The sequence below is a fragment of the Rhizobium sp. AAP116 genome (assembly GCF_001295785.1).
GTDB lineage: Bacteria > Pseudomonadota > Alphaproteobacteria > Rhizobiales > Rhizobiaceae > Allorhizobium.
In genome coordinates this window covers 279568-305462 of sequence record NZ_LJIB01000011.1, presented here as the reverse complement: position 1 = coordinate 305462, position 25895 = coordinate 279568, and the positions used below count along the sequence as shown (strand labels likewise).

25 protein-coding genes are annotated in these 25895 nt (G+C 62.0%); 10 read left to right on the top strand and 15 right to left on the bottom strand.

Features of this window, described 5'->3' with window-relative positions; all coding sequences use genetic code 11:
* Window positions 1-8 precede the first annotated feature (8 nt).
* Window positions 9-518 carry a ferritin-like domain-containing protein gene (locus IP85_RS09795; protein WP_054149472.1) on the top strand — a complete coding sequence of 170 codons (510 nt, stop codon included), beginning with the start codon at window positions 9-11 and terminating at the stop codon, window positions 516-518.
* Between the two features lie 85 nt (window positions 519-603).
* Here the strand turns inward: IP85_RS09795 and IP85_RS09790 are convergent, their stop codons facing one another.
* Entirely contained in the window at window positions 604-1059 is a 456-nt protein-coding gene (locus IP85_RS09790) for a hypothetical protein (protein WP_054149471.1), read from the bottom strand.
* 130 nt (window positions 1060-1189) lie between these two features.
* Between IP85_RS09790 and IP85_RS09785 the strand changes: the two genes are divergently transcribed.
* Window positions 1190-2182: a YihY/virulence factor BrkB family protein gene (locus tag IP85_RS09785; RefSeq protein ID WP_054149521.1), complete on the top strand. Its 993-nt coding sequence runs from the start codon at window positions 1190-1192 to the stop codon at window positions 2180-2182.
* Window positions 2183-2262: 80 nt separating this feature from the next.
* On the opposite strand, the gene ngg is transcribed toward IP85_RS09785, so the two are convergent.
* Window positions 2263-4068: an N-acetylglutaminylglutamine synthetase gene (ngg, locus tag IP85_RS09780; RefSeq protein ID WP_054149470.1), complete on the bottom strand. Its 1806-nt coding sequence runs from the start codon at window positions 4066-4068 to the stop codon at window positions 2263-2265.
* A gap of 1 nt (window position 4069) precedes the next feature.
* Window positions 4070-5845, bottom strand: a complete 1776-nt coding sequence (locus IP85_RS09775; protein WP_054149469.1) for an N-acetylglutaminylglutamine amidotransferase — start codon at window positions 5843-5845, stop codon at window positions 4070-4072.
* Here IP85_RS09775 and IP85_RS22390 point away from each other — a divergent pair.
* Window positions 5778-5978, top strand: a complete 201-nt coding sequence (locus IP85_RS22390; protein ID WP_194842845.1) for a hypothetical protein — start codon at window positions 5778-5780, stop codon at window positions 5976-5978. The two genes, IP85_RS09775 and IP85_RS22390, sit on opposite strands and share 68 nt — an antisense overlap.
* Window positions 5979-6019: 41 nt before the next feature.
* On the opposite strand, the gene IP85_RS09770 is transcribed toward IP85_RS22390, so the two are convergent.
* The 6 genes from IP85_RS09770 to IP85_RS09745 all read right to left on the bottom strand — a co-directional run bounded on the left by IP85_RS09770 (window position 6020) and on the right by IP85_RS09745 (window position 11878).
* Window positions 6020-7432 (bottom strand): PepSY domain-containing protein, encoded by a 1413-nt coding sequence (locus tag IP85_RS09770; RefSeq protein WP_054149468.1) that lies wholly within the window; start codon window positions 7430-7432, stop codon window positions 6020-6022.
* 28 nt (window positions 7433-7460) lie between these two features.
* Window positions 7461-8141 carry a helix-turn-helix domain-containing protein gene (locus IP85_RS09765; protein WP_197278000.1) on the bottom strand — a complete coding sequence of 227 codons (681 nt, stop codon included), beginning with the start codon at window positions 8139-8141 and terminating at the stop codon, window positions 7461-7463.
* 97 nt (window positions 8142-8238) lie between these two features.
* Complete coding sequence (locus IP85_RS09760; RefSeq protein ID WP_054149466.1) at window positions 8239-8631, bottom strand: hypothetical protein; 393 nt, start codon at window positions 8629-8631, stop codon at window positions 8239-8241.
* Window positions 8632-8767: 136 nt separating this feature from the next.
* Window positions 8768-9754 carry a GlxA family transcriptional regulator gene (locus tag IP85_RS09755; RefSeq protein WP_054149465.1) on the bottom strand — a complete coding sequence of 329 codons (987 nt, stop codon included), beginning with the start codon at window positions 9752-9754 and terminating at the stop codon, window positions 8768-8770.
* Between the two features lie 171 nt (window positions 9755-9925).
* A complete protein-coding gene (locus IP85_RS09750) occupies window positions 9926-11083 on the bottom strand; it encodes an osmoprotectant NAGGN system M42 family peptidase (RefSeq protein ID WP_054149464.1) in 1158 nt (385 codons plus the stop codon).
* A 96-nt stretch (window positions 11084-11179) separates the two neighbouring features.
* Window positions 11180-11878, bottom strand: coding sequence for an FCD domain-containing protein (locus IP85_RS09745; RefSeq protein WP_054149463.1), 699 nt, complete (start codon window positions 11876-11878; stop codon window positions 11180-11182).
* 154 nt (window positions 11879-12032) lie between these two features.
* Between IP85_RS09745 and IP85_RS09740 the strand changes: the two genes are divergently transcribed.
* From IP85_RS09740 to hydA, 5 genes are all read left to right on the top strand, one after another.
* Complete coding sequence (locus IP85_RS09740) at window positions 12033-12827, top strand: ABC transporter substrate-binding protein (RefSeq protein WP_054149462.1); 795 nt, start codon at window positions 12033-12035, stop codon at window positions 12825-12827.
* Window positions 12828-12890: 63 nt separating this feature from the next.
* Window positions 12891-13562: an amino acid ABC transporter permease gene (locus IP85_RS09735; RefSeq protein WP_054149461.1), complete on the top strand. Its 672-nt coding sequence runs from the start codon at window positions 12891-12893 to the stop codon at window positions 13560-13562.
* A complete protein-coding gene (locus tag IP85_RS09730; RefSeq protein ID WP_054149460.1) occupies window positions 13562-14311 on the top strand; it encodes an amino acid ABC transporter ATP-binding protein in 750 nt (249 codons plus the stop codon). Before IP85_RS09735 ends, IP85_RS09730 begins: the two co-directional genes overlap by 1 nt.
* 28 nt (window positions 14312-14339) lie before the next feature.
* Window positions 14340-15611 carry a cysteine desulfurase-like protein gene (locus IP85_RS09725; RefSeq protein ID WP_054149459.1) on the top strand — a complete coding sequence of 424 codons (1272 nt, stop codon included), beginning with the start codon at window positions 14340-14342 and terminating at the stop codon, window positions 15609-15611.
* 25 nt (window positions 15612-15636) lie between these two features.
* Window positions 15637-17046: a dihydropyrimidinase gene (hydA, locus tag IP85_RS09720; RefSeq protein WP_054149458.1), complete on the top strand. Its 1410-nt coding sequence runs from the start codon at window positions 15637-15639 to the stop codon at window positions 17044-17046.
* A gap of 19 nt (window positions 17047-17065) precedes the next feature.
* On the opposite strand, the gene IP85_RS09715 is transcribed toward hydA, so the two are convergent.
* From IP85_RS09715 to dctP, 4 genes are all read right to left on the bottom strand, one after another.
* Window positions 17066-17995, bottom strand: a complete 930-nt coding sequence (locus tag IP85_RS09715; protein WP_054149457.1) for a dihydrodipicolinate synthase family protein — start codon at window positions 17993-17995, stop codon at window positions 17066-17068.
* Between the two features lie 32 nt (window positions 17996-18027).
* A complete protein-coding gene (locus IP85_RS09710; protein ID WP_054149456.1) occupies window positions 18028-19323 on the bottom strand; it encodes a TRAP transporter large permease in 1296 nt (431 codons plus the stop codon).
* On the bottom strand, window positions 19320-19883 hold the full coding sequence (locus IP85_RS09705) for a TRAP transporter small permease subunit (protein WP_054149455.1): 564 nt from the start codon (window positions 19881-19883) through the stop codon (window positions 19320-19322). The genes IP85_RS09710 and IP85_RS09705 overlap by 4 nt, the downstream gene beginning before the upstream one ends.
* A 78-nt stretch (window positions 19884-19961) precedes the next feature.
* Window positions 19962-20978, bottom strand: coding sequence for a TRAP transporter substrate-binding protein DctP (dctP, locus tag IP85_RS09700; protein WP_054149454.1), 1017 nt, complete (start codon window positions 20976-20978; stop codon window positions 19962-19964).
* A gap of 205 nt (window positions 20979-21183) precedes the next feature.
* On the opposite strand from dctP, the gene IP85_RS09695 reads away from it, so the two are divergent.
* Entirely contained in the window at window positions 21184-21861 is a 678-nt protein-coding gene (locus IP85_RS09695; RefSeq protein WP_054149453.1) for a GntR family transcriptional regulator, read from the top strand.
* 35 nt (window positions 21862-21896) lie between these two features.
* Here IP85_RS09695 and IP85_RS09690 read toward each other — a convergent pair whose 3' ends face one another.
* Both IP85_RS09690 and IP85_RS09685 read right to left on the bottom strand, forming a co-directional pair.
* Window positions 21897-23786 carry a sugar phosphate isomerase/epimerase and 4-hydroxyphenylpyruvate domain-containing protein gene (locus IP85_RS09690; protein WP_054149452.1) on the bottom strand — a complete coding sequence of 630 codons (1890 nt, stop codon included), beginning with the start codon at window positions 23784-23786 and terminating at the stop codon, window positions 21897-21899.
* A 213-nt stretch (window positions 23787-23999) separates the two neighbouring features.
* Window positions 24000-24887, bottom strand: coding sequence for a shikimate dehydrogenase (locus IP85_RS09685; RefSeq protein ID WP_054149451.1), 888 nt, complete (start codon window positions 24885-24887; stop codon window positions 24000-24002).
* A gap of 185 nt (window positions 24888-25072) precedes the next feature.
* Here IP85_RS09685 and IP85_RS09680 point away from each other — a divergent pair, with 185 nt between their 5' ends.
* Window positions 25073-25720, top strand: a complete 648-nt coding sequence (locus IP85_RS09680) for a TetR family transcriptional regulator (RefSeq protein WP_054149450.1) — start codon at window positions 25073-25075, stop codon at window positions 25718-25720.
* Window positions 25721-25895 lie beyond the last annotated feature (175 nt).

The following is a 25895-nucleotide window of genomic DNA, read 5'->3' as shown; positions in this document are numbered from 1 at the left end:
CAGAGACAATGGCAGAAGACAGACGTTCGCTTTTCGTTACCGGCCTGCGCAATGCGCATGCGATGGAAAACCAGGCAATCTCGATCATCAAGCCACAGCTTTCCCGAATCGAAAATTATCCTCAGGTGGCACGGCGACTGGAACAGCATCTGCAGGAGACCGAAGTGCAGTTGAAGCGGCTCGAGGACATCCTCGCGAGCCTCGACGAGGATCACTCGACCATCAAGGACTGGATGCTCTCGGCAGGCGGCAGCATGGCTGCAATCAGCCACGCCATGGCGGGTGACGAGATCCTGAAGAACTCATTCGCCAACCAGGCTTTCGAGAATTACGAGATCGCCGCCTATAACTCGCTGATGGTCATGGCGGAAATGGGTGGGTTCCAAGGCGCGGCCAGCGGCCTGCAGCAGAACCTCGCGGAAGAAGAGAACATGGCCCAATGGCTGAAGGACAATCTACGTGAGGTGACGATGGAATTCGTTTCACGGCAAGAGGCTGGGGAAAGCGCCAAGGTCTGAGGCCCGAGCTACTTCGAAAACGGCAAAAGCGGAAGCGGGTGTGGCCCGCTTCCCTCAGTCCGGCATCATGACAGCCACGCTTCGATCAGATCTGGACGGGTCTGATCGTGTCTACGCCGATCTCGCCTTCGATGAGGCCGCGGGTGAGACCCTGCCTGTCACGCGCGATCTCGGTGACCGTGTAGAGTTTCTCCGAGCGGAAGGCACTTGCCATTCCGGTCGTCACGTCCTCGGCAGGTTTGGCGTCGATTTCCATATAGTCCAGCTCCTGCGAGGCCGCGACGAGGCGGGCATCGCCCGTAGAGCGGGCGGCTACCGTCACCACACCATGGCCAGGGGCATTGTCCCAACGCGGATCGTCCGGCGCGGCTATGGGCTCCAGCCGGTAGATGCTGAGCAGTTCATCGCCCCTCGACATGCCATGTTCCACGGCGGCTGCATCCGACCGGCGCGCGGCGGCTTCTAAGGGCTGCGCCAGATGCGGATCGACCTCCTCCCGCTGATGGCCGGTCGATAGTTGGTGCTTGGTATTGTCGGACATGGTCTTCTCCCTGTGAAGCATTTGGGAGCCCAACCGACCTCGGCCGGCTACGGTTCCGCCCGGCTTCTCTCGTCTCGGCAGGGAACATGGCGGCATGTGGACCAGTTTCCCTGACAACAAGGAGCCCGACATGCCGCCAGTGACACCTTCATCCACGCCCCTCACTGCCTCCCAAGTCCGCGATGAACGAGGGCGAGACGCGTGCAGCCCCAGCGACATTCCGGTGCGTGGCCTGTGGGACGTTTCGCTCAGGGTCCTGTCGCGGCTGACATCCGACCGGGTCACGCTCGCTGCAGCAGGCGTGTCCTTCTACGTGATGCTGTCGCTGTTTCCCGGTCTTGCAGCGCTGGTGTCGCTTTATGGCCTGATTGCCGATCCGACCACGATCGCCGGACGGCTGGATTTCCTCTCCGAACTGCTGCCTGCCGATGGGGTCACGATGATCCTGGGGCAACTGCAGGCGCTGGCCGACGAAAACAACAGCACCTTGAGCACGGGTTTTCTGGTCGGTCTTGGCGTGTCGCTGTTCAGTGCCCGCAACGGGATGCTGGCGCTCTTCGAGGCCATGAACATTGCCTATGAGGAACAGGAGAAACGCGGCTTCGTCCATACTACGCTTCTGGCCGTCGCATTTACACTTGGCGCCATGGCCGTTCTCGCCGTCGTCGTCACGGCACTCGCAATTCTGCCGCTGATCATGTCGGTCGTCTTCATTTCCGCGCGGGCCGAAATGATCGTCGGGTTTATCCGCTGGCCGATCCTGATCGGCGTGATCTGGCTGGGGTCCGCGATGATCTATCGTTATGGGCCGAGCCGCGAGAACGCCCAACTGCGATGGCTGACCTGGGGCACTTTGCTGAGTTCGCTCGTCTGGATGATCATGTCGCTCGGCTTCTCCTTCTATCTGGAGAATTTCGCCGACTACAACGCGACCTATGGCGCGCTCGGCACATTTATCGCCTTCATGTTCTGGACCTGGCTGTCGGTGGTGATCCTGATTGTCGGGGCCATGCTGAATGCGGAGCTCGAACATCAGACGGCAGTGGACACGACGACTGGACCGGCAGAGCCGATGGGACGTCGGGGCGCGCATATGGCGGACACGATCGGAGAGTCGCAATAGCCATGATGAGGGCTCCAAAGAAGAAAGGCGGCACCGGAATGCCGCCCTTCTTCTTCGGGTCTTTTCGATCACGCCTGTCGTCAGGCGTTGCGGCGCTCGCGGGCGCGGCTGCCTGGAAACAGCAGCTGGATGAAACATTCGGCCGTTGGCTGCGGCTCGTGATTGGCAAGCCCGGGCCGCTCATTGGCTTCAATGAAGATATAGTCCGGTTTTGCCGGGTCATGGACCATGAAATCGATACCGACAACCGGGATCTTGATGGCCTTGGCGATCCGGCAGGCGGCATCGACGAGGTCAGGATGGACAGTCGCGGTGACGTCGTGGATCGTGCCGCCGGTGTGGAGATTGGCAGCCTTGCGGACCGTGATTTCGCGGCCCTCTTCGAGCACGCTGTCGAGATCGAGGTCCTGCTCGGCGAGGCATCGCTTCGTCTCGGCATCAACAGGAATCCGGCTTTCGCCACCGGTTGCGGCAGCGCGACGACGGGACTGCTGTTCGATCAGCCTGCGGATCGGCGAGCGGCCATCACCAATCACGCGGGGCGGGCGACGCACGGCGGCGGCGACGAGCTTGTAGTCGATGACGACGAGGCGGAGGTCTTCCCCTTCGAAACAGGCTTCCAGAAGCACACGGTCGCAGACCTGGCGGGCCTGGCGGATGGCGGCCTGCAGGGCGTCCATCGAGGAAATGCCGACCGAAATGCCCCGGCCCTGTTCGCCGCGGGCGGGCTTCACCACCAGCTTGCCGTGTTTTTCGAGGAAGGCCTGCTTTTCGTCCTCGGGGGCGTCTGCGGAGAGCTGTTCGGGGACTCTGAGACCCGCCGTCTGGGCAAAGCGGCGGGTGACTGCCTTGTCGTCGCAGATCGACATCGCGACCGATGAGGTGAGGTCCGAGAGGCTTTCGCGGCAGTGGATGCTGCGCCCGCCATGGCTCAGACGGAAGAAGCCGCCTTCGGGATCGGTCACCTCGACATGGATGCCGCGGCGGAGCGCCTCGTCAACGATCAGACGGGCATAGGGGTTGAGCGCCTCGTAGCCCTCGACCGGCTGGGCGAAGAACTTCTCGTTGATGGCATTCTTGCGCTTGACGGCAAAGAGCGGCACCCGGCGGAAGCCGAGCTTCTCGTAGAGGCCGATCGCCTTATCGTTGTCATGCAGGACGGAGAGATCGAGATAGGCGAGGCCCCGCGCCTGGAAATGTTCGGCGAGGATACGCACCAGGCCCTCGCCGATGCCCGGCTGGCGGGCTTGCGGGTGGACGGCGAGGCACCAGAGCGAGGCGCCGCGCTCCGGGTCGTCGAACATGCGGTGATGGTCGATGCCGGTGACGGTTCCGACGATCTCGCCGGTCAGATCGTCCTGCGCGACGAAATAGGTGACCGGCCTGTTGTCACGCTCGCCGGTGAAGAAGTCCTCGCGCACCTGGACCATGCCGCAGCTGGCATAGACCGCATTGATACCCGCCGCATCGCTTTCCGAGGAGAAACGCCTGATAGTGACGCCCTTGGGGCGGCGGCCTCCGGCGCGATAGGTGGAGAGATCGAGCCTAAAGGTGTGGGACGGATCGAGGAAGATCTCCTGCGGTGCCTGGGCGAGCAGGACATGGGGATCGCCGACGTGAAAGGCGATGTCGCGCGTGTCGGGGGCTTCTTCGCGGAGCGCTTCGAGGAGGTCGGTATAGGCCTCGAAGGTCGGTGTGAAAAGAAGCCGACCCCAGCCGCAATCGAGGGCGACGTTGCGGTTGCGTGCATCCGGTTCACAAGTACGGCTGGCTGCCCCCTGGCCACTGCCGCCAGGGGTTCTGAGGCGCGTCAGCCGATGCGATAGCGCGTTGCCGCGACGCGCCTTGCGCGGCTGGGTGGCGGGCTTCTTCTCTGCCTTGCTCACGTCAGTTCTCCTGAGCCTGCAACCACATTTCGAGAAGGCCGATCTGCCAGAGTTCGGAGCCCTGCAGCGGCGTGATATGCGCGGCGGGATCGGCCACCAGACGATCGATGTAATCCTGGCGGAAGAGGCCGCGCTCGCGTGCAGCCTGTGACGACAGGGCGTCGCGGAGCATGTCGAGATAGGGACCGGCGATGTATTTCAGCTGGGGTACCGGGAAGTAGCCCTTCTTGCGGTCGATGACCTCGGAGGGGATGACCTTGCGGGCGACATCCTTGAGGATGCCTTTGCCGCCGTCGCGGAGCTTTTCCTCCGGGGGAATGCGGGCGGCGAGTTCGACCAGTTCGTGATCGAGGAAGGGCACGCGCGCTTCCAGGCCCCAGGCCATGGTCATGTTGTCGACGCGCTTGACCGGGTCGTCGACGAGCATGACATTGCTGTCGAGGCGGAGTGCCTGATCGACCGGGCTGTCTGCACCGGCGCGCAGGAGATGTTCGCGGAGCAGGTCGCCGCTGACATCGCGCTCAGTGATCCAGCGGTCCCGGAGCTGGGTTGTCAGCGTTTCATGCGAGCGATCGCGGAAGGCGCGGCCGTAGTCGCCGACGACATCGGTGGAGCCGACCAGCGGCGGATACCAGTGATAGCCGCCGAAGACCTCGTCGGCGCCCTGGCCTGACTGCACGACCTTGATGTGTTTCGAGACTTCCTTCGACAGAAGGTAGAAACCGACATTGTCATAGGAGACCATGGGCTCGGACATGGCAGCGATGGTGCCGGGAAGCGCGCCCATCAGATCGGCCGAGGGCACGAAGATCTTGTGGTGGTCGGTGCCGAAGTGCTTGGCGATCAGGTCGGAATAGACGAATTCATCGCCCTTTTCGCCATTGGCTTCCTCGAAGCCGACGGAGAAGCTCATCAGGCCCGTCTGACCTGCTTCCGCGAGCAGACCGACGATCAGGCTGGAATCGACGCCGCCTGACAGAAGGACGCCAACGGGGACATCGGCAATCATCCGGCGCTTGACGGCGAGACGAAGCGCATCGAGCAATTGCTCCTGCCAGTCCTCGCGGCTCATGCCTGCGTCTTCGGCCCGGCGCGTATAGGCGGGGTCCCAATAGCGTTTGTCCTTGAAGCTGCCATCAGGCTGGTAGACCCTGATCGTTGCCGGGGGAAGCTTGCGCACGCCCTTGTAGATCGTGCGGGGCGGCGGCACGACGGCGTGGAAGGTCATGTAGTGATGAAGCGCCGTGACATCGATCGCGGTGTCGACGCCACCCGCCTTGACGATGGCGGGAAGCGAGGAGGCGAAGCGCAGACCACCGGAGACTTCGGCCAGATAGAGCGGCTTGATGCCGAAGCGGTCGCGCGCCATGGCCACGCGACCGGTGTCGCGCTCATGGATGACGAAGGCGAACATGCCGTGGAAGCGCGATACGCAGTCCGTGCCCCAGGCATGCCAGGCCTTCAGGATGACTTCGGTGTCGCCATCGGAGAAGAAGCGGTAGCCCTTGGCTTCCAGTTCGCTGCGCAGCTCACGGAAGTTGTAGATACAACCGTTGAAGACGAGCGAAAGGCCGAGATCGGGATCGACCATCGGCTGCTGCGATTTGTCGGAAAGATCGAGGATGCGCAATCGTCGATGGCCGAGCCCGACATTGCCCCTGACCATCACGCCGGCCGAATCCGGCCCTCGTGGGGCCAAGACGTCCGCCATGATCGAAACTGCTGCTACCGACGGCGATGCGCCATCGAATCTCACTTCTCCGCAAATGCCACACATGAACCGGGCTGAAACCTCCGTTGAAAGACCAAACGAAAAGGTGCCGGCAAACCGTTCCTCGGTTTACCGGACACATGATTTGCAAATGGCCGAGAGGTTCCATTGTTCCATTCTTTTTTCAGAAGATGGATGACGGCGACTCGGCGCGCCGCTTTTGGGGGCGCCGATATTCAATCAGCTCAAGGCCTTTTTCAGCGGCCTGATGTGGCGAAGGACGAGGAGGTCAAGGAGAAGCACCGCCAGGAGGACGGCGCCTGAGAGCGGGAAGAGCAAAGCCGTTCCCAGCATCACCAGTGCTCCGGTCTTCCAGAGGGGGCCGGGCTCGCCAACGTTGGGGGCCATAAGACGACCGGCACCTTTGGGGCGGCGCTTCCACCACATGACGAAACCGCTGACCGAGAGGAAGATGATCGACAGACAGACGATATTGACCAGCACCAGGTTCCAGAGACCCATATCGCCCTCGTGGAAGGCGATACCGGCGGCCATGGCCTTGCCGGCTGGACCGTAATCACTGAAGCCGACATCGGCGAGGATGCGGCCGGTATACTGGTCGACATGAACGGTGCGATCCATCAAGGGATTGGCACTGTCATTACTCATGGTATCGCGCGAGATGGTCCAGACGGCCGTCTCGTCACCCGGGAACGCCAGCTGGAAGCGCTGCTCGAAGCCGAGCGTGCGGGCGAGCATGACGATGGCATCGAGCGAAACGGGCTCACCTGCCGGTGTGCCGGTGACACCGGCATCCGAGCCGGAAGCGGGCATCGGGGTCTGTTGCAGCGTCCACGGCACCTCCTTGACGCCGCCATGGTTCATGCTGGCATGGGTCTTGTCCGACAGGGGCACATTGTCCCATTTTTCGGCCGGGAATGTGCTCCAGGCCTGGGTGAACTTCTCGCCCCAGATCCCCGCCCAGGTCAGGCCGGACAGCAGGAAGACGACGAGGAAGAGCGAGGCATAGAAACCGATCGTCAGATGCAACGACTTCCAGAACTGACGCCCCCTGGCGGAAAGCTGCGGAAGCAGCACCGAGCCGAAACCGCGGCCATCGCGTGGCCACCAGAGATAGAGGCCGGTGATCACCAGAACGATCCCGAAGCCGGCGGCGATCTCGATCAGACGGTCTCCGAGAGTGCCGATCAGCAGCGTGCCATGGATGTTGTCGGCGAGATCGTAGAGCCCGGTACGCCGATCCCAGTGGCCGAGGACTTCGGCACGGTAAGGATCGACCGCCACCATATAGGAGGCGTCACCCTGGTTGATGCGAAAGAGGGCGGCCTGTTCGGGCGTGCGCGGGGCGATGTACTGGAGGATCTGGCCGGGGATTTCGAGGGTCGCGGCTCCTGCCTGATCCGAGACGGAGGAAACCGCAGCCTGCGGCTCGACCGTATAGGTCTTCTCGCCATCGCGGCCGAACAAGGTCGCCGTCCACAGCATCATCAGGCCGGTGACGGCGAGCATGATCATGAAGGGCGCGACATAGAGGCCGGCATAGAAATGCCAGCGCCACGCGGTGATGTAGAAGCGGCGTGACAGATCCTTGCCTGTCGCCTGGGCGGGGGTGAGGTCGGAAACGATGGTCATCCTAATTCTCTGTTGGTTATGGGAAAATTTAATTGGCGAGCGCACGAGCGCCGGCAGCAACGCCTGAGAGCTGTTCCGGATCGAGCACGGTGACGAGATCTCCGTGCTTGATCTCGATGAGCCCTGCCTTCTTCAGACGGGTGAGGCAGCGGCTGACGGTCTCGATGGTGAGGCCGAGCCAGTCGGCGAGATCGCCGCGTGTCGGGTAAAGATGGAAGGTGACGGACCTCCGCTTCCTGTCACGCGCGGCGCGGCCAAATTGCTCCGCAAGATCGATGAGGGCGGAGGCGACACGCTCCGGTGCGGTCTTGCGACCGAGCAACATGACCAGGCTTTGCGAGCGGGCCAGCATTTCGCTCAGCGCCAGATCACGCTCGCCCTGGGCCAGGCTTTCAGACACGGCCTCCAGCCGGGTGAAACCCAGCGTTTCCGCGGAATAGCGGTTCTGATCGCCAAAACCGAGGCCGATCAGGCGTCCGGGGCCGACGAGATCGATGATCTGGCGCCGACCATCGACCAATGTCTGGGCGGTGGCGACACAGCCATCGACGACGCGGTATTGCGGGGAGCGGGCCAGACCTTCGAGAAAGACGACGGTGCGCGGTGGCAGAAGCGGACCGGCGAGCGACATCGCACGTTGCGGCGACAAGGTTGAAGAAACAGGCGGGAACGCAGGCGGCGCCCCGCAATCGGCAAACATTTGCAGCATGACAGACATCCGATTTCGACCGGAGCTGCGACTGCTAGCTCACCGGCCTGACGACACGGACAGCCGGGCGCAGACATGCGCCGGCCATGGCTTTCGATCAGACGGTGATAGGGGGCGCGCGGGGATGGCTGTCGGGCGGGAAAAGCTGGCGATAGTGAGCCTCTGCCGGCTGCGGCAAGGTCACTGCTGCGATGAGCGGCATGCGGAAGCCGACCGAATCGGCCGGGGCAGGCAACAGGGCTGATGCCGCGATGCGGCAAGCTTCACAATCGGACGAGACGGCGTGGCCCTTGGCCTTGCCGTTCTCTGTGGGCAGGCAGAGCTCAGGCAGGCTGCCATCCGGCAGGGTAAGGGCTGCGATTTCCTGCGGGGAAAGCTGCGGTGTGGGTGGAACGGCAGGGCGATGCGCGAGGCCGAGCAGCACAAGCGCGACAACGCAGATCATGCGTATCGCCCGGTCAAAGCTCAAATCAACGCCCCGTTCGGCCATTCTATCCCCCGACAGATGTCCGCTGGATAGCACCGGCCGAGTCGGCTCACAAGCGGGCGGCCGGGGCCTTTGCGTCGCAGGCAACAGACCTAAAAAAGGCACTCCTAACGCAGCTGATGCGCGAGCCCGATCGCGGTCAAACCGTCGGATGGCTGCGCATCTGGCCTGGTGTCCGGCCATAGGTGCCCTTGAAGACGCGGGTGAAATGCGAGGTGTTCTGGAAGCCGACCTGAAGGGCGATATCGATCAGCGAAGCATTGGTTTGGGTGACCAGCATCTTGGCGCGTTCCATCCTGAGCTTCGTATAGATGCGGGCGGGCGAGACATCGATCTTCTGGGCGAACAGGCGTTCGAGCTGGCGGCGCGAAAGGCCGACCGAGCGGGCAAGCTGATCGATGGTCAATTCGTTTTCGAGGCTCTGCTCCATCAGGATCAGAACCGCTTTCACCCGGGGATCGTCGCATTCGATGGTGAGCGGGCGACGGACCTGGATGTCCCTGTTGGTGCGGGCCTTCTCGATCTGCAGGACTTCCAGCGCGTTTCGCTCGGCATCGTGGCCGAGATACTGTCGGACGATGAAGGCAGCGAGGTCGGCGGAGCTGCTGCCGCCGGCACAGGAGCCGCGGCGGCGATCGAGATTGAACAGACGGTCGGAGCGGACCTCATGATCGGGAAAACGGTCCCGGAACTGCTGGTAGTGGAGCCAACTGACGCAGGTCTGGTGGTTCTTCATCAGACCCGCGTCCGCGAGGATAAAGGTTCCCGTGCAAAGGCCGATCAGCGGCACCTTCTGGGCATCGGCCCTTTTCAGGAAGGCGATGGTCTGATCGTCCACGGCGGCCTGGCGCCCGAGAAGGCCGCCGACCACGACGATGTAATCAAAGCGGCTCGGATCGACGAAGTCGCTGGTCGGTGCGACCTGCACACCGCAGCTCGAACTGATCAGGTGGCGCGTGCTGCCGAGCACCTGCCAATCGGCGAGCACGCGGCCCGAGCGATCATATTCGTCGCTGGCAAGCCGGATTGTATCAATGAAGAGGGCAAAGGCGGACAGAGTGAAGGAGCGCGACAGCACGAAGCCGATCTTCAGCCGCGGCCTTTTCGTTGCCTCGTCGCCCGACATTGTCTCACTCTCCGCAGGTTCGGCGCATCCGCCATTCCGAACGCTAGCAGGGGGAAACAACCGCCGCAATCGGATGTCAAGCCATGCGCGAAACTTCGCAGCAATCGCGCCTCAAAAGCGGCTTCAACTGTGGCGATCCGCGACGTGGGCGGATGGTTCGAAGTGCCAGAATTATGGTTCGTCGGGTTCGTTTGCTCGAAGCACCTGCTCGGCTGGCGCCACCTTCTGACGGGTGAAGCCGCGCAGACCGGAAACCTCCTCGGAATCGCGTTCGATCCGGACTTCGCTGGCGGCGTAATGGACCACCAGCTTGGCGACCGAGATCAGTGCATGGAGATGGATGCGCTCATAGCCATGCGAGGCATCGACGCCGAAGGCCAAAAGTGCGGTGCGCACGTCATGACCGGCCTCGACCGCCGAAGCGGCATCGGAGCGATAGTAGCGAAAGACATCCTTCTGAACGCGGATGCCATGTTCGCCGCACAGTTCGAAGAGCTTCTTGGACAGGTGATAGTCGAAGGGCCCGGTCTGGTCGGCCATGGCAAGCGTTACGCCGAATTCGTCGGAAGCCTGACCGGGTGCTGTGGTGCCATTGTCGATGGCGACCAGGGAGGCGATTTCCGGCACGAGCGCGGCTGAGGCGCCGACGCCGACTTCTTCGCCGATGGTGAACAGCCAATAGGTATCGACCGGTGTTTCGATTTCTTGCCGCTGCATCGCCTCGAGCGCGGCCAGCATGATCGCGACGCCGGCCTTGTCGTCGAGATGACGCGAGACGATGAAGCCGTTTTCGAGAAACTCCGGCTGCGGATCGATCGCAACGATGTCGCCGATATCGATGCCCAGCTGCACGATGTCCTTGCGGTCGCGCGCCAGAGCGTCGATGCGCATTTCAATGTGCCGCCAGCCGGTCGGCTGTGTGTCGACCTCGTCGTTGAAAGTATGCCCGGATGCCTTCAATGGCAGGATGGAGCCGCGGTAGATGCCCTTGGTCGAAAAGATCGAGGCACGAGCGCCCTCGGCAAAGCGCGCCGACCAATGGCCGATCGAGACCAGCTCCAGGCGTCCATTGTCTTTCAGCGCCTTCACCTGGGCGCCGAGGGTGTCGAGGTGGGAGACGATGCCCCGGGCGGGTCTGTCGGCGGCTCCCGGTCGACGGGCGCGGATCGCACCCCTGCGGGTCAGCTTGACCTCGAGTCCGAGACGCTCGAGTTCGCGAGCGGTGTGCCGGACGGCTTCGTCTGTGAAGCCTGTAGGGCTCGGAATGGCGAGCAATGCCTTCAGCCGAGACCTGAGATAATCCGGGTCGATATCGATCGGTGTATGCATGCGTGCCTTGTCGCAGTCATTGGCCAGTGGGTCAACACCGGTACGGACTTGCCGATCCAGGGCCGGGCCGCCTCTGCATGGGAGGAGGTCTGTCGCTTACGGCTCGAGGCCGGCGCAACGCGCGGTGTTGCGGATATGGGTTTCCATCTCGAGCTTGGCGCCTGCGCCGTCATTGGAGCGCAGGGCGAGAATGATCCTGCGGTGTTCGGCGATGGATTCCCGCATGCGTTCTGGATCGGTGATCGGGATCGGCTGGCGCTGCGTTTCCGTCACAAGATCGCGGACGGTCTGGTAAAGGGCCTTCAGCATGGCATTCGAGCAGGCCGAGACAATCAGCCCGTGAAACTCGAGGTCTGCCTCGACATTGGCGAGGAGATCCTGATTGGCCCAGCACTCTTCCATTGTTCGCGTCGCCTGCTCCATCTTGTCGAGCTGCAGCTGCGTCAGGCGGCCAGCCGCCAACCGGGCAATCTCGCCTTCAAGCAGGATGCGGGTCTGGAAGACATCGAAGACCGAATGGCTGTCGGAATAGCGCCAGGGGGCCATGTGACCGGTGGCAGCAGAGGCCGGCGTGGCAGGACTTGCGACGAAGGTGCCCCTGCCCGCCTCCGTCTTCAACAGACCGAGTGTTTCCAGCGTCAGCAGCGCTTCGCGCAGGGAGGCGCGGCTGATACCGAACTTCTGGGAAAACTCCCGCTGCGAAGGGATCTTTTCACCGGGCTTCAGCTGCCCGGACTGGATCATGCCCTGGATCTCGCGTGCCACCGATTGTGGCACGAGCGTCTTGTTGAACATGCGGTCCCTTCCCCGGCGGCGTGCTTCGGCACCTAATCTATTTTTTTCGGCATCCCCTTGCCAAGCGGAAAGCCGCATGCTTGTTTGGCCTGACTGGTCTGACCAGTTAGACCAATGTAGATTGAGTCATGTTCAAAAAACAAGGGGAACTCTCATGACACGTTCAACCACATTTAAAGCTTCCATCTTCGCGGGCCTGCTTGCCGCATTCGGCACGTCCGCCCATGCAGCAGATCTGACCGTCGGCGCCAATATTGGCAACGTACCCTGGGAATTCGAAGACGCCAGCGGCAAGGTTACCGGCTTCGAGGTCGATCTCGTCAACGAGATCGCCAAGCGCCTCGGGAAAACGGTAGAATTCGTCAACACGCCGTTCAACGGCCTCTTCCCGGCCGTGCAATCGGGCCGTATCAACATGGCGATCTCCTCAATCACGATCACCGAAAAGCGCCTGGAATCGGTGTCCTTCGCGCAGCCCTATTACGACAGCGACCAGTCGCTGACCGTGACTGCCGCCTCCGGCATCATGGGTCTGAAGGACATGGGCGAGAAGGTCGTCGGCGTCGACACCGGCTCGACCGGCGACATGTGGTCCGAGGCCAACAAGGGCGAATACAAACTCGGCGAAATCCGCCGCTTTGAAGGCCTGCAGCCCGCGATGCTCGACCTGGTTGCCGGTCGCATCGATGGCTATATCTCCGACATCCCGGCGCTTCTCTATTACGCGAAGGACAAGCCGGAACTGAAGGTGGTCGAGCGCATCCCGACCGGCGAGAAGTATTCGATCATGTTCAACAAGGACGATCCGCTCGCAACGGAGGTCAATGCCGTGATCACCACGCTCAAGCAGGAAGGCTTCATTGCCCAGCTGCATGAGACCTGGTTCGGCGCAAAGGCCGAAGACACGACTTCGACGGTCACCGTACTCGACATGCCGAAAGGCATGTAACGCTCAAAACGCGATCGGCGGGACGCTCTTGTCCCGCCGACGTGCCAAGGGAGCCGATGCGGCATGACACTCCTCAATACCTTCTTCAATCTGCAGGTCCTGGCTGACAGCATGCCGGCCCTCCTATGGGGTCTGGTGGTGACCTTGCAGATCGGCGTGACCAGCATTCTGGTCGGTCTTGCCGGCGGACTTTTTCTGGCCGTCGCCCGCCTTTACGCGCCGACTTTCTTCAAGCTTTTGATCCGCGTCTACATCGACATCTTCCGCTCCATCCCGCTTCTGGTCCTGCTGATCGTCGTCTACTACGCGCTGCCATTCGTCGGCATACGGCTATCGCCATTTCTGTCTGCGGTCACGGCGCTCTCCCTGGTGTCCGCAGCCTACACCGCCGAGATCTTCCGCGCCGGTATCGAGGCGATCCCGCATGGCCAGTTCGAGGCATCGGCTGCACTCGGTCTTTCCAATCGCCACACCATGATCGACGTGATCCTGCCGCAGGCGATCCGCATCGTCATTCCGCCGCTGACCAACAACTGCATCAACGTGATGAAGGATACGGCACTCGCCTCCGTCGTCGCCATGCCAGATCTTCTGAAACAGGCGACCCAAGCGCAGGCGCTCGCTGCCAATCCGTCACCGCTGATCGGGGCGGCTTTGATCTATATCGCCCTGCTCTGGCCGATGGTTGCCATCGTCTCGCGTCTCGAGAAACATTTCAGCCGGGGGAAACGCTGATGACCGGAACCACAGCCCCGCTCATTTCGATCCGCGGGCTCACCAAGGCCTATGGCACCTTCACCGTGTTGCACGACATTGACCTCGATATTGCCGAAGGCGAAGTCGTCTGCGTCATCGGACCCTCGGGTTCGGGCAAGTCGACGCTGATCCGCTGCATCAATCATCTTGAAGCCTTTGCGCCGGAAAGCCGGATCACCGTCGACGGCATCCGCGTCGAGCCGGGCCCGGCGCTTGCCAAGGTGCGCGCCGAGGTCGGCATGGTCTTCCAGTCCTTCAATCTCTTCCCGCACATGACCGTGCTCAAGAATGTCATGCTCGCACCGATGCGGGTGCGCGGCACCTCGGTGGCGGAAGCAGAACGCAAGGCGCGCGAACTGCTCGCCCGCGTCGGGATCTCGGAGCAGGCGGAGAAATTTCCCGGGCAACTGTCGGGCGGCCAGCAGCAGCGCGTGGCGATTGCCAGAGCGCTCGCCATGGAACCCAGGGTGCTGCTCTTCGACGAGCCGACATCGGCGCTCGATCCGGAAATGGTCGGCGAGGTGCTCGACGTGATGCGCAAGCTTGCAGGCTCCGGCGTCACCATGATCGTGGTGACACACGAGATGGGCTTTGCCCGCCAGGTGGCCGATCGGGTGATCTTCATGGATGGCGGTCGCCTCGTGGAAAGCGGTGCGCCCGAGGATATCTTCGACACGCCCAAACACGAACGGACGCGTGGTTTCCTGCGCGCCGTCCTCAACCACTGAACAAAAAAAGACCGGAGGACACCCTGCCATGGCAACCCCAACCCCAAAGGCGCTCGATCTCGATTATGTGCGGAGCCAGTTTCCGGGCCTCGCCCGCGGTTGGACCTTCTTCGACAATGCGGGCGGCTCGCAGATCCTCAAAGGCGCTGTCGAGCGCATCAACACCTTCCTTCTTGAGAAGAACGTTCAAATCGGCGGCTCCTACGAGGTCTCGCAGGCTGCAGCCGCGGCACTCTTCGAGGCGCGCACTGCGGCCATGCATCTGGTCAATGCCGGCCGGCCGGAAGAGATTGTCTTCGGCAACTCGACGACCGCGCTGTTGCAGAACCTCGCACGGGCCATGCACAGCCAACTAGCGGCAGGCGACGAGATCATCATCACGATTGCTGACCACGAATCCAATATCGGACCCTGGGACCGGCTGCAGGAGCGCGGCGTGGTGTTGAAGATCTGGCCGCTGAACAAGGACACGATGACGCTCGACCTTGCCGATCTCGCACCGCTGATGACAGAGCGGACGAAGCTCGTCTGCGTCACCCATTGCTCGAACCTGCTCGGCTCGATCAACCCGATCCGCGAGATCGCCGACTTCGTGCATGCCCGTGGCGCCAAGATATGCGTCGATGCCGTTGCCTATGCCCCGCATCGCGCGGTCGACGTGCAAGCCTTCGACGTCGATTATTATGTCTTCAGCCTCTACAAGACCTATGGTCCGCATTACGCGCTGATGTATGGCAAATACGACCTGCTTCTCGAGCTCGACCCGATCTACCACTACTTTTACGGCAAGGATAAAGTGCCGGGCAAACTGGAGCCGGGCAATCCCAACTACGAGCTCGCCTATTCCACATGCGGTATCGTCGACTATCTGGTGAGCCTTGGCGAACAGGCGGGCGAACCCGGCAGCGTGCGCCAGAAGATCGAGGCCGCCTATGCGGCGATCACGGCGCAGGAGGACGCGCTGACCGAGCGTCTGCTCACCTATCTGCGCTCGCGCAACGACTGCATGATCGTCGGGCAGTCAGCCAATCACGAGAGCCGCCGGGTGCCGACCATCGCCTTTCGTTTCGACGGTCGCGAGGCCGGCGAGATGTGCAGGGCGATGGACGCAGAAAAGATCGCGATGCGCTTCGGCGACTTTCACTCGCGCCGGCTCGCCGAATATCTCGGCCTGACGGATCATGGCGGTATGCTGCGCGTCTCGATGGTGCATTACAACACCCTGGAGGAAGTGGACCGTTTCACGGCAGCGCTTGACCGGATCCTGGCCGGACAGGCCGGGCTCGCCAAGGCGAGCTGAACCGCAACAGAGAAGGACGAGCCCCATGCATTTCGACACGGTGATCCGCAACGGAACGGTGGTGACCGCAAGCGACAGCTTCGTCAGCGATGTCGGCATCAAGGATGGCCGGATCGTGGCGCTGGCAACCGATCTGAGGGATGCCGACGAGGTCATCGATGCAACGGGGCTCTTCGTCCTGCCGGGCGGGATCGACAGCCACGTGCATCTCGACCAGCCCTCCGGCGAGGGCATCGTCATGGCCGACGATTTCGACAGCGGCACGCGCTCGGCTGCGATCGGCGGCAACAGCAGCGTGCTCGCATTCTGCATGCAGGAAAAGGGTCAGTCACTGCGCGAGGCGCTCAAGGTCTATCACGGCAAGGCCGAGGGGAAATGTCATATCGACGTGTCCTTCCACCTCGTCGTGACTGACCCGACGGCCGAAGTTCTCGGCCAGGAACTGCCGGCACTTGTCGAAGATGGCTACACCTCGATCAAGGTCTTCATGACCTATGAGGGCCTGCGTCTGCGTGACGACGAGATTCTGGCCACGCTGGATACGGCAAGGCGCACCGGTGCGCTGGTCATGGTCCACTGCGAGAATGAGGATGCGATCCGCTACCTGATCGGCCGGCATGAAGAAGAGGGCAAGTTCGCCCCGAAATACCATGCAACAACCCGCCCGGTGGCGGCCGAGCGCGAAGCGACCCACAGAGCGCTGTCGCTCGCCGAAATAGTCGACGTACCGATCGTGATTGTGCATGTCTCCAACCGCGAGGCGATGGAGGAAATCCGCCGCGCCCGCCAGCGCGGACAGAAGATCGCCGGCGAGACCTGCCCGCAGTATCTGATGCTGACGGCGGATAATCTCGATCTCGAAGGCCTGGACGGCGCAAAATTCGTCTGCTCGCCACCACCGCGCGACAAGGCGAGCCAGGACGCCTGCTGGGAAGGTCTCGAACAGGGTGTCTTCGACCTCTTCTCGTCCGATCACTGCCCGTTTCGTTTTGACGATCCGGAGGGCAAGCTGAACGAGAAAGGCAAGCGGCATTTCCGCTGGATCCCGAACGGGATACCGGGCGTGGCAACGCGCCTTCCCATCCTGTTTTCCGAAGGGGTGATGAAGGGGCGGATCGATATCAACCGCTTCGTTGCGGTGACGTCGACCAACCACGCCAAGCTCTACGGCATGTATCCGCAGAAGGGCACGATCGCGATCGGCTCAGATGCCGACATCGCGCTGTGGGACCCGAAGAAGCAGCTCACCCTGACCAATGAGATGCTCCAGCACGGGGCAGATTACACACCCTATGAAGGGCTTGCGGTGACGGGGTGGCCGGTGCGCCTGCTGGTCCGCGGCAAGACTGTGATGGATCAGGGATCCATCGTTCGTGCGGCAGAGGGACGTTACCTCAGTCGCAAACGATCGGCCTTGAGCACCGCACCGGCCTAAGTTGGGCGAAAGCCTTGGCTCAGGCTCTCGCGATTTTCGAGCGGAAACGGTCCGCACCCGTCACGATATGATCCAGAATGGTCTCCACGGCCCAGTGGCGTTCCGCTATGTCATGCGGCACGGCGCGGCTGTGAACATTTGCGAATGTGCCGATGCGGCGATGGAAATGCTTTGCAAGCTTCGGATAGCCGTAGCTCTCCGACATGGCCGACAGTACGAGGAAGGTGTCGAGTTCGGCGGCAAGTTCAGGATGGGCTTTGCCGTGATCGTAAAGCCAGCGATAGAGATCCGGGTGGAAGTTGTTCATGACACCGGAAAAACCGTGGCCACCGGCCTCAAGGAAAGACCAGGCGATCGCTGCATTGGCATTGTTGATCGCAAGCGGCGTGTTTTCGACCAGAGCAAGCCGGCGGCGGATGTGGTCGAGATCGCAGGAGACATCCTTCAGGAAGGCGAAGCGACCGCTCTCGGCGCACCAGCGGACCTCATCATCGGTCAGCAATCTGCGATAGGGTGCGGGGCATTCGTAGAGCCCGAGCGTCATGTCTGCCGGGATCGCGCCGAGCAGGTCCTGCATGCGCGAGCGGAAGACGGTGGCATCTTCGTCGGCAGCCGCCAGGCGGTTTGTCACCAGCACGACGGCATCGACGCCCGTCTCAGCCATGGCCCGAAGTTCTGCCTTCTGGTCGTCCATGCTCTGAGAGATATGCCCGGAAGCGACGACCGGGACGCGGCCCTTGACTTGGCGGACCGTGAATGAGGCGAGCGCGGTGCGCTCCTCGAGCGTCAGAAACAGCATTTCCGAGGACTGGCACACGGCGAACAGGCCATGGGAGCCATTGTCGATGTACCATTCGATCAGCCTGGCATAGCCGTCCCAGTCGATCCCGTTGTTGTCGGTAAAGGGCGTGATCATCACCGGGACGATCCCGTGGAAGTTATGCGTCATGGAAGCGGTCCTCGAAACAGGGGCAGTTGCGGTCAGCCGGCATAACCGAGGGCACGCGGCAGCATCAGGGTGATGTCAGGAATGAGGATCAGCAGCAGCAGGGCAACCATCAGGGCCGCCAGGAAGAGCCAGATCTCTCGGATGATTTCCGCGAGCGGTATGCGCGTCACGGCATTGATGACGAAGAGCAGAATGCCATAGGGCGGCGTGATCAGGCCGATCATGCAGTTGACCACGGCCACCACACCGAAATGCACGAGGTCGATGCCGAGCGCACGGCATGTCGGAATGAACAAGGGAATGATGACCAGGATGATCGTCGAGGCATCGAGGAAGCAGCCGAGCACGAGCAACAGAAGGTTGACGGCGAGCAGGAAGACCAGCGGGTGCACATCGAGGTCGACCAGGGCGTTGGCGACGACGGTCGGAATGTTCTCCGAGGCGACGATGTAGTTCAGGATCAGCGCGCCGCCAATGATCAGGCCGACGGCAGCGGAGGAACGTGCGCTGGTGACCAGGATCTCGTAGAAATGCTTGAAGCTGAGCGACCTGTAGAAGATCGTCGCCAGGATCAGCGCATAGAAGGCCGCCACAGCCGCCGCCTCGGTCGGCGTCGTGACGCCGCCATAGATGCCGTAGAGCAGGATCGCCGGCATCATCAATGCAGGGCCGGCATTGATCGTCAGGGCCGGGAATTCCCGCAGCGGCACGGGCTCATGCTTGGCAAAGCCACGCCTGTGCGAAATCCAGGCATTCATGGCCATCAACATGGCACCCATCATCAGGCCGGGGACGATACCGCCGAGGAAGAGGAAGCCGATGGAGGTGTTGGAAACGAGGGCATAGAGCACCATCGGGATCGACGGCGGGATGATCGGGCCGATGGTGGCGGAAGCGGCCGTGATCGCGGCGGCGTAGCCGCGCGTGTAGTGGCCGGACTTCACCATCATGTCGATAATCATCTTGCCGATGCCGGCGGCATCGGCAATCGCCGAGCCGGACATGCCGGAGAACACCAAAGAAGACAGGATGTTGACATGGCCGAGGCCGCCGCGGAAGCGGCCAACCAGGGCGACGCAGAACTGCAGCAGCCGGTCGGAGACCGAGCCGGCATTCATGATGTTGGCCGCGATGATGAACAGCGGCACGGCGAGCAAAATGAAGCTCTGGTAAAGGCCATCAAGCAGGATCTTGCCGCTGATGCCAATGCTCTGGCCGCTGGCGGCGAGATAGGCGAATGAGGCGACGAGGATCGCATAGGCGATGGGCGTACCCATCACGGCGAGGCCAAGCAAAATGACGATGCAAAGGAGGAAGGCGATGCTCATGCCTGGCCTCCCGTCTGTCCGGTATCACCAGAGCCGCTGAGGCTCTCGCGCAACGCCTGCCAGACCTGCCACAGATAGCGGCCGGCGACAGCGACGAGGAAGACGATATAGATCATGTAGACATCCCGCATGCGGATCCAGTCGCCGAAGAGATCACCGAGAGTGGCCGTCTTTTTCAGGCGAAGAATGGCGAGGCGATCCCAGGTGGGCGCTACCGACAAGAGAAGCGCGATGGCGACCGCAAGGCCGGTGACGATGGTGAAGATCCGCCGGACACGCGGGGAGACGGAAACATAGAGGACGTCGAAGGTAACGTGATCCTCGACCCTGACGACGAAACTGTTGCCCCAGAAAATCAGCCAGACCCAGATGGCGAGACAGAATTCCAGCGTCCAGCCAAAGTTGGTCGGCAGGAGAAAGGGCATGTTCTCGGCGACCCAGGGCAGACGCGCCGTGTAGCGAACGAGGACCTGCAGAATGAAGGTCGCAAACATGGCGGCCATCAGCGCGGCAGCCACGGCCTCCGCCGAAGTCCGAAACAGTCTGATTAGAGAAGACACACCATCACCTTCGACAGGACATCATGTTCGACGAGGGGCCGGAGATCACTCTCCGGCCCGGTTCAGGTCAGATCGGGATCAGTCGGCGAGCGCATTGACCTTTTCGAGAACACCTTCCGGCCAGGCCTTGGCGAAGTCGGAGCCGACATACTGTGCCTGGACATGGGTACGGAACGCGTTCAGATCGGGCTCATAAACATCGAGGCCCTGTTCCTTGAGGAAGGCGACGAGTTCGTCTTCCTTCTTCAGCTGGCCTTCCCGGCCCGATTGCGCCGCGTCTTCGGCGGCCTTCTGGACCGTTGCCTGCTGCTCAGGCGTCAGCTTGTCCCAAACAGCCTTGGAGAAGGCGATGTAGTTCAGGTCGACGAGGTGGGCGGTCAGGCTCACCTGCTTGGTGACTTCGTAGAACTTCGCATCGACAACCGTCGGCAGCGGATTGTCCTGACCATCGACCGAGCCGGTCTGCAGGCCGGTGTAGATTTCGGTGAAGGCCACCGGTGTCGGGTTTGCGCCGAGCGCGCGGCCGAGGAACTGCCAGGCGTCGCTGCCCGGCATGCGCAGGTTGACGCCGGCCAGGTCGGCGGGAGTCATGACGTTCTTTTCGGAACGCGGGAAGCGCAGGTTCACATGGCGCTTGCCGAGATACATGACGGCAAGCAGCTTCACGCCGAGTTCGCTTTCGACCATGTCCTTGAACGGCTGCATCAGCGGGTCGTTGAAGACGTTGACCTGATGCTGGGCGCTGCGATGAACATAACCGGTGGCGAAGATCGAGAATTCCGGCAGGAAGTTTGCCAGTTCCTGGGCCGAGGTGATCGACATTTCCAGATCGCCGGCTGCAATGGCCTCGAGTTCCGAGCCCTGCGGCACGAGGGAGGCATTGTAATGCGGCTGGTAGGTGGCGAACTCGCCGATCGCCGGGCCGAAGACGGTTGCCAGCGCAACGGATCGCTGATCGGTCTCGGAGGCCGGTGTGGACATGCGGATCACCGGCTTGTCCTGAGCGACGACGGTTGCGAGCGGGCCGCTCGCGGCGAGTGCCGTGAAGGTGATGGCGGACGCCATCAGGAAGCGGCGGGTCAGTGTGAGTTTCATTGCGTAGTCTCCTCCCGTTTGACTATGAACTTCTGGTTGTTTTTCCGCCCCAGCACGCTTCCGGTCCTCCAAACCTGTGAAAACGCGCTGCTGGCAGAGATCCTGCCTTACTGATATCGAACTAACATGTTAGTGTGCTGTTATCAATCCCGAACAACGACAGTGTGACCCCATGAGAGACAAACCGAGCGCCCGGCAGGCAGTTATGTCGACGACAGGTGAAAGCTCCCTCAGGCAGCTCGCCTATAGTCGAATTGAAGAACTTCTGAATTGGGGCCGGCTGAAGCCGGGCCAGGTCATCTCCCAGCGCGCGCTGGTCGAGACGACGGGTCTGACGCTCAGCGCCATCCGCGAAGCCATCCCGCGGCTCGAGGCTGAAGGCCTTTTGCAGACGCTGCCGCAACGCGGGCTGATGGTGCCGAGCCTCGACGTGACCTTCGTGCGGGAAGCGTATCAGATGCGCCGCATCATCGAACTCAGCGCCATTCCGGACATGATTCAGCGCCTCGACCGCGCCGTGATCGCGAACTGGCTCGACTGGCATATCCAGGCGCGCGAGCGGCTCGGCGGCGACGACATCACCGACCTTCCGGCCTTCCTGCGCGAATTGCAGGTCTATGACTGGCAGATGCATGCCGACATGGTCGATGCCATGGAGAACAGCCTGATCGCCAATGTCTACCGTGTCACGGCGATCAAGATCCGGATGACGGCGCAAACCAGAGTGCGCGTGACCCGCGACAATGCCAAACGGGTTATCTCCGAGCATCTGGCCTTCCTCAACCCGCTGCTGGAGGGGTCTTCGGAGCTGGCTGCCGCAGCTCTGTCGCGTCACATCGACCAGTCGCTGACGATTGCACTCGGCGGCACGGTGGCGAACTGAACGGCTGAGACCGGCTGCGTGGATAATCCGGGCGCTCATTTCGGCATTCCCTTCGGACGCAGATGGCGCTTGAGGGCAGCGATGCGGAAGATCGCATTCGGCGCTCCATAGCCACGATAGCCCCGACGCTCGACGATTTCGAAGAAGAAACCCTCGCCATAGGTTGGCGAGTAAAGCTGGAAATACTCCCCCGCTTCATCCTGATCATAGAGGATGTTCGCCGATTTCATCCGCTCGACGAGATCGGGATCGAGACCGAATCGGGCTTCGATGTCGTCATAATAATTGGGCGAGATCACGAGGGATCGGAAACCCTTGGCGGCAAGTGCCTCGGCCGTGGCGAAGATATCGTCGGTCTCGAAGGCGATGTGCTGGATACCCGAGCCGAAGGTTTCGGCGATGAAGCGGCCGGCCAGCGTGTTGCGGTTTTCAGCGCCGTTCAGGGTGATTCGCAGGCGCCCGTCCGGGGTCTCGACCACCTGGCTTCTGACGAGGCCGGCCGGATCGATGATGTCGACCATCGGCGTCTTCCGGGCATCGAGCTGCGATGTGTAGAAGAGCAGCCAGGTGAGCATTTCCTCATAGCGCGTTGTCTGGGCGATGTGGTCGACCCGGGTCAGGCCGATGTCGACGCTGCTCTCCGGCGTTTCATCGAGAGGCGTGAACTCGACGTCGAATATCCGCGCGAGTTCACTCTTTTGGTCGAGGAAGTAGACGAGCCCTCCGCCGACGCCGCGGATCGCCGGGACCTGCAGCTCGCCTGGACCGACGGACTGGCGGAAATCCTCGGCACCGAGCTGAAGCGCGCGCCTGTGGGCCTCTGCCGCGTCATCGACCATGAGCCCGAAGGCATAGGCATTGGCCCCATGGACGAGATAGGAGGCGTTGGCGAAACCCTTCTCTTCCCTGTTGATGACGAGGTTGATGTCGCCCTGGCGATAGAGGGTCACGGCCTTGGAGCGATGCCGGGCAGTGGGCACGAAGCCGAGAAGCGTGAAGAGGGCTTCGAGTTCGCGCTCCTCGTCCTCGCCGGCGGCAAATTCGATGAAGGCGATGCCGGATACTTTGGCGGGATCGGGCATGGCCGGCACCGGTATGCGGATCTTCGGTTCAGCCCGGGCCACCTGATCCATGAGGTTGACCAGCGAGCGACGCCCGTCCCGCGAGATCGCATCGGGTGAGCCGCCACGAAACTGGTCGTTGAAGATTTCCAGCGACAGATAGCCGTTGTACCCGGTGGCCGCGACGGCCTGCATGAAGGCGGTGACGGCCAAGTCACCTTCGCCCGGCATGTTGCGGAAATGGCGCGACCAATAGAGGAGATCCATCTCGATCAGCGGCGCATCCGCGAGCTGGACAATGAAGATGCGATCGCCTGGGATCGACCGGATCGAATTCAGCTCGATCTTGCGAGACAAGGTGTGGAAGCTGTCGAGGATCAGGCCAATGCTGGGGTGGTCGGCGCGGCGCACGATCTCCCAGGCGTCGCGGTGGTCGTTGATATGCCGACCCCAGGCGAGCGCCTCGTAACCTACCCGCAAGCCGCGGCGCGCGGCACGTTCGCCAAGCGCATGGAAATCCTCGGCGGCGCGATCGATCCCGCCCAGCGCGACCGGTGAGGCGTTCGAGCAGATCAGCATCAGATCCGTGCCGAGCTCGGCCATCAGATCGAATTTGCGCTCGGCGCGATCGAAATTGCGAGACCGGAACGGCTCGGGCATGCCTTCGAAGTCGCGAAACGGCTGAAAAAGCGATACGGCAAGCCCGTGATCACGAACCATCTGTCCGACCTCTGCCGGCGAACGGTCAAAGGCGAGGAAGTCGTTCTCGAAGATCTCGACGGCATCGAAGCCGGCGCGCGCGATGGCGGCGAGCTTTTCCTCGAACTCACCGCTGATGGAGACTGTCGCAATCGAGGTCTTCATGCGAGCCTCCTCGCACAAGCGGGAACTGCCAGCACAGCGGATCGTATGCCAGGAGTTGGACCATGGGACAGCGACAGGTGGCGCACAGCCCGGGAGTACAGGATGTCGATGATGCCGGACATGTCTTCCTCCTCCCTGCCCTTTCGGGCCACCAGTTTCAATCCAGACAGGCTGCCAGCGCCTGACGCCCGCACTCCAAATGCACTCTCCGCCTCAAGCCGTCTGAGGCTGGCGCGTGACACCACCCTCCGTCAGCACTTCAAAATGGCGAAGCACGCGACCGACCTCCGGCTGGAGGCCCGTGAACAACGAGAATGCGCCGACGGCCTGGAAGACGGCCATGCCGCCTCCGTTGGCCACACGACATCCGCGCTGGCGGGCGGCCTGCAGTAGCGCCGTCTCCAAGGGGAAGTAGACCACCTCGGCGACCCAGAGGCCCGGGTGCAACAGTTCTGCGGGCACGGGCATGCCGGGATGCTTGTCCATTCCGATCGGCGTGGCATGGACGAGCCCGGTTGCGCCGCCAATGGCAGCCTGCAGATCGGAGGCCACGCTGACCGACGCTTCCGGGAAATGTCTCGCCATGAGGGACGCGAGTTCCGATGCCTTGTCCTGATCGATATCGAAGACTGCAAGTGACCGCGCGCCCATTTCGAGCACGGCATAGGCCGTCGCCGCGCCGGCACCGCCAGCACCGATCTGAACCACAGACGACAAGTCTGCGTCAGGCAGCTGCCGGCTAAGCCCTTGGGCAAACCCCCACCAGTCGGTGTTGTGGCCGATGCGCTTTCCGTTTCGCAAGATCACGGTATTGACCGCGCCGAGCTTGCGCGCGTCCTCGGAGATGTCGGTCAGCAAGGGCAGGATCTTTTGCTTGCAGGGATAGGTGATGTTGAGGCCGCAGAAGCCGCGTTGCTCAGCCTCGGCGACAAGCGCATCGAGGTCATCGGGGCCGAGCTTACGCTCATTGAGGTCGATGAGTTCGTACTGATAATCGACGCCATGGGCCGCGCCTTCGCGCATGTGCATGGCAGGGGTCAGCGAGCGCTGAATGCCGAACCCGATCAGTCCGGCGCGCAAGATATCGCGCTTTTGCGTCATAGCCGCCTCCCAATGTCGAAGCCCGGATCTTGTCCACGCTTCCGGCCTCCCAACCTGACAGGAACGATAATGTACTAACTAGTTAGTGTCAACACTGGCCGGCTTGAAGCGTGAGGCCGAGATCACTATGAACTGAAGGCGCGCTGCGTCGGCAACGGCCGCAATCGCGATCGGGGATGGAAACTATGGCGAAAACGGCGAGGGAAACGCGCAGGAACGACCCTGAGCGGACGCGGGAAGACATCCTGGATGTCGCAACGGAGGAGTTCGCCGAATTCGGCCTGTCGGGCGCGCGGGTGGATCAGATCGCCGAGAAGACGCGCACCTCCAAGCGGATGATCTACTACTACTACGGCAGCAAGGAAGGGCTTTACCTCGCGGTGCTGGAAAAGGCCTATCGCAAGATCCGATCGCTCGAAGCGGATCTGCAGCTGTCGGAACTGGAGCCCGACGAAGCTCTGCGCCGGTTGATCAGCACGACCTTCGACCATGACGAACACAATCCCGATTTCGTGCGGCTCGTCAGTATCGAAAACATTCATCACGCGATGCACATGAAGCGATCGAGTGAAATCGCTGATCTCAACATCTCCGTCATTCGCACGCTGCAGGACATCATCGACCGTGGCCTGAAGAGCGGCCTGTTCCAGCGAAGGGTCGACGCGATCGATCTGCACATGCTGATCAGCGCCTTCTGCTTCTTTCGCGTCTCGAACCGCTACACCTTCGGCACGATCTTCAAGCGTGACCTTTCCGAACCTGACCTCTACGACCGTCACAAGTCGATGATCGCCGACGCCGTGCTCGGATATCTGCGCAGCACCGACCCTTAAGCGTCCAGCATTCAGCGGCATGTTGCAACAGACCGGACAGCCAAGTGCTGACCGCCTCGGAGTTGCATGACGAAAACCGGAGGATCCGGGCCGAGGCGAACTCTCCTTGATGTGTATCAACCGCAAGTCGGCGATTTGCCGATAGCCTTCTCTCGGGTTCGCTTGAAACAACCCG

What these genes read in the sequence shown, in the direction of transcription:
- IP85_RS09795 (WP_054149472.1), top strand. Translation starts at nt 9, where the DNA reads ATGGCAGAAGACAGACGTTCGCTTTTCGTTACCGGCCTGCGCAATGCG.
- IP85_RS09725 (WP_054149459.1), top strand. Translation starts at nt 14,340, where the DNA reads ATGGCAACCCCAACCCCAAAGGCGCTCGATCTCGATTATGTGCGGAGC.
- hydA (WP_054149458.1), top strand. Translation starts at nt 15,637, where the DNA reads ATGCATTTCGACACGGTGATCCGCAACGGAACGGTGGTGACCGCAAGC.
- IP85_RS09685 (WP_054149451.1), bottom strand. Translation starts at nt 24,887, where the DNA reads ATGACGCAAAAGCGCGATATCTTGCGCGCCGGACTGATCGGGTTCGGC.
- IP85_RS09740 (WP_054149462.1), top strand. Translation starts at nt 12,033, where the DNA reads ATGACACGTTCAACCACATTTAAAGCTTCCATCTTCGCGGGCCTGCTT.
- IP85_RS09730 (WP_054149460.1), top strand. Translation starts at nt 13,562, where the DNA reads ATGACCGGAACCACAGCCCCGCTCATTTCGATCCGCGGGCTCACCAAG.
- IP85_RS09755 (WP_054149465.1), bottom strand. Translation starts at nt 9,754, where the DNA reads ATGTCGGGCGACGAGGCAACGAAAAGGCCGCGGCTGAAGATCGGCTTC.
- IP85_RS09790 (WP_054149471.1), bottom strand. Translation starts at nt 1,059, where the DNA reads ATGTCCGACAATACCAAGCACCAACTATCGACCGGCCATCAGCGGGAG.
- dctP (WP_054149454.1), bottom strand. Translation starts at nt 20,978, where the DNA reads ATGAAACTCACACTGACCCGCCGCTTCCTGATGGCGTCCGCCATCACC.
- IP85_RS09715 (WP_054149457.1), bottom strand. Translation starts at nt 17,995, where the DNA reads ATGACGCATAACTTCCACGGGATCGTCCCGGTGATGATCACGCCCTTT.
- IP85_RS09765 (WP_197278000.1), bottom strand. Translation starts at nt 8,141, where the DNA reads ATGCTGCAAATGTTTGCCGATTGCGGGGCGCCGCCTGCGTTCCCGCCT.
- IP85_RS09760 (WP_054149466.1), bottom strand. Translation starts at nt 8,631, where the DNA reads ATGGCCGAACGGGGCGTTGATTTGAGCTTTGACCGGGCGATACGCATG.
- IP85_RS09745 (WP_054149463.1), bottom strand. Translation starts at nt 11,878, where the DNA reads ATGTTCAACAAGACGCTCGTGCCACAATCGGTGGCACGCGAGATCCAG.
- IP85_RS22390 (WP_194842845.1), top strand. Translation starts at nt 5,778, where the DNA reads ATGATCGAAACTGCTGCTACCGACGGCGATGCGCCATCGAATCTCACT.
- IP85_RS09695 (WP_054149453.1), top strand. Translation starts at nt 21,184, where the DNA reads ATGTCGACGACAGGTGAAAGCTCCCTCAGGCAGCTCGCCTATAGTCGA.
- IP85_RS09735 (WP_054149461.1), top strand. Translation starts at nt 12,891, where the DNA reads ATGACACTCCTCAATACCTTCTTCAATCTGCAGGTCCTGGCTGACAGC.
- IP85_RS09770 (WP_054149468.1), bottom strand. Translation starts at nt 7,432, where the DNA reads ATGACCATCGTTTCCGACCTCACCCCCGCCCAGGCGACAGGCAAGGAT.
- IP85_RS09775 (WP_054149469.1), bottom strand. Translation starts at nt 5,845, where the DNA reads ATGTGTGGCATTTGCGGAGAAGTGAGATTCGATGGCGCATCGCCGTCG.
- IP85_RS09785 (WP_054149521.1), top strand. Translation starts at nt 1,190, where the DNA reads ATGCCGCCAGTGACACCTTCATCCACGCCCCTCACTGCCTCCCAAGTC.
- IP85_RS09690 (WP_054149452.1), bottom strand. Translation starts at nt 23,786, where the DNA reads ATGAAGACCTCGATTGCGACAGTCTCCATCAGCGGTGAGTTCGAGGAA.
- IP85_RS09750 (WP_054149464.1), bottom strand. Translation starts at nt 11,083, where the DNA reads ATGCATACACCGATCGATATCGACCCGGATTATCTCAGGTCTCGGCTG.
- IP85_RS09680 (WP_054149450.1), top strand. Translation starts at nt 25,073, where the DNA reads ATGGCGAAAACGGCGAGGGAAACGCGCAGGAACGACCCTGAGCGGACG.
- IP85_RS09710 (WP_054149456.1), bottom strand. Translation starts at nt 19,323, where the DNA reads ATGAGCATCGCCTTCCTCCTTTGCATCGTCATTTTGCTTGGCCTCGCC.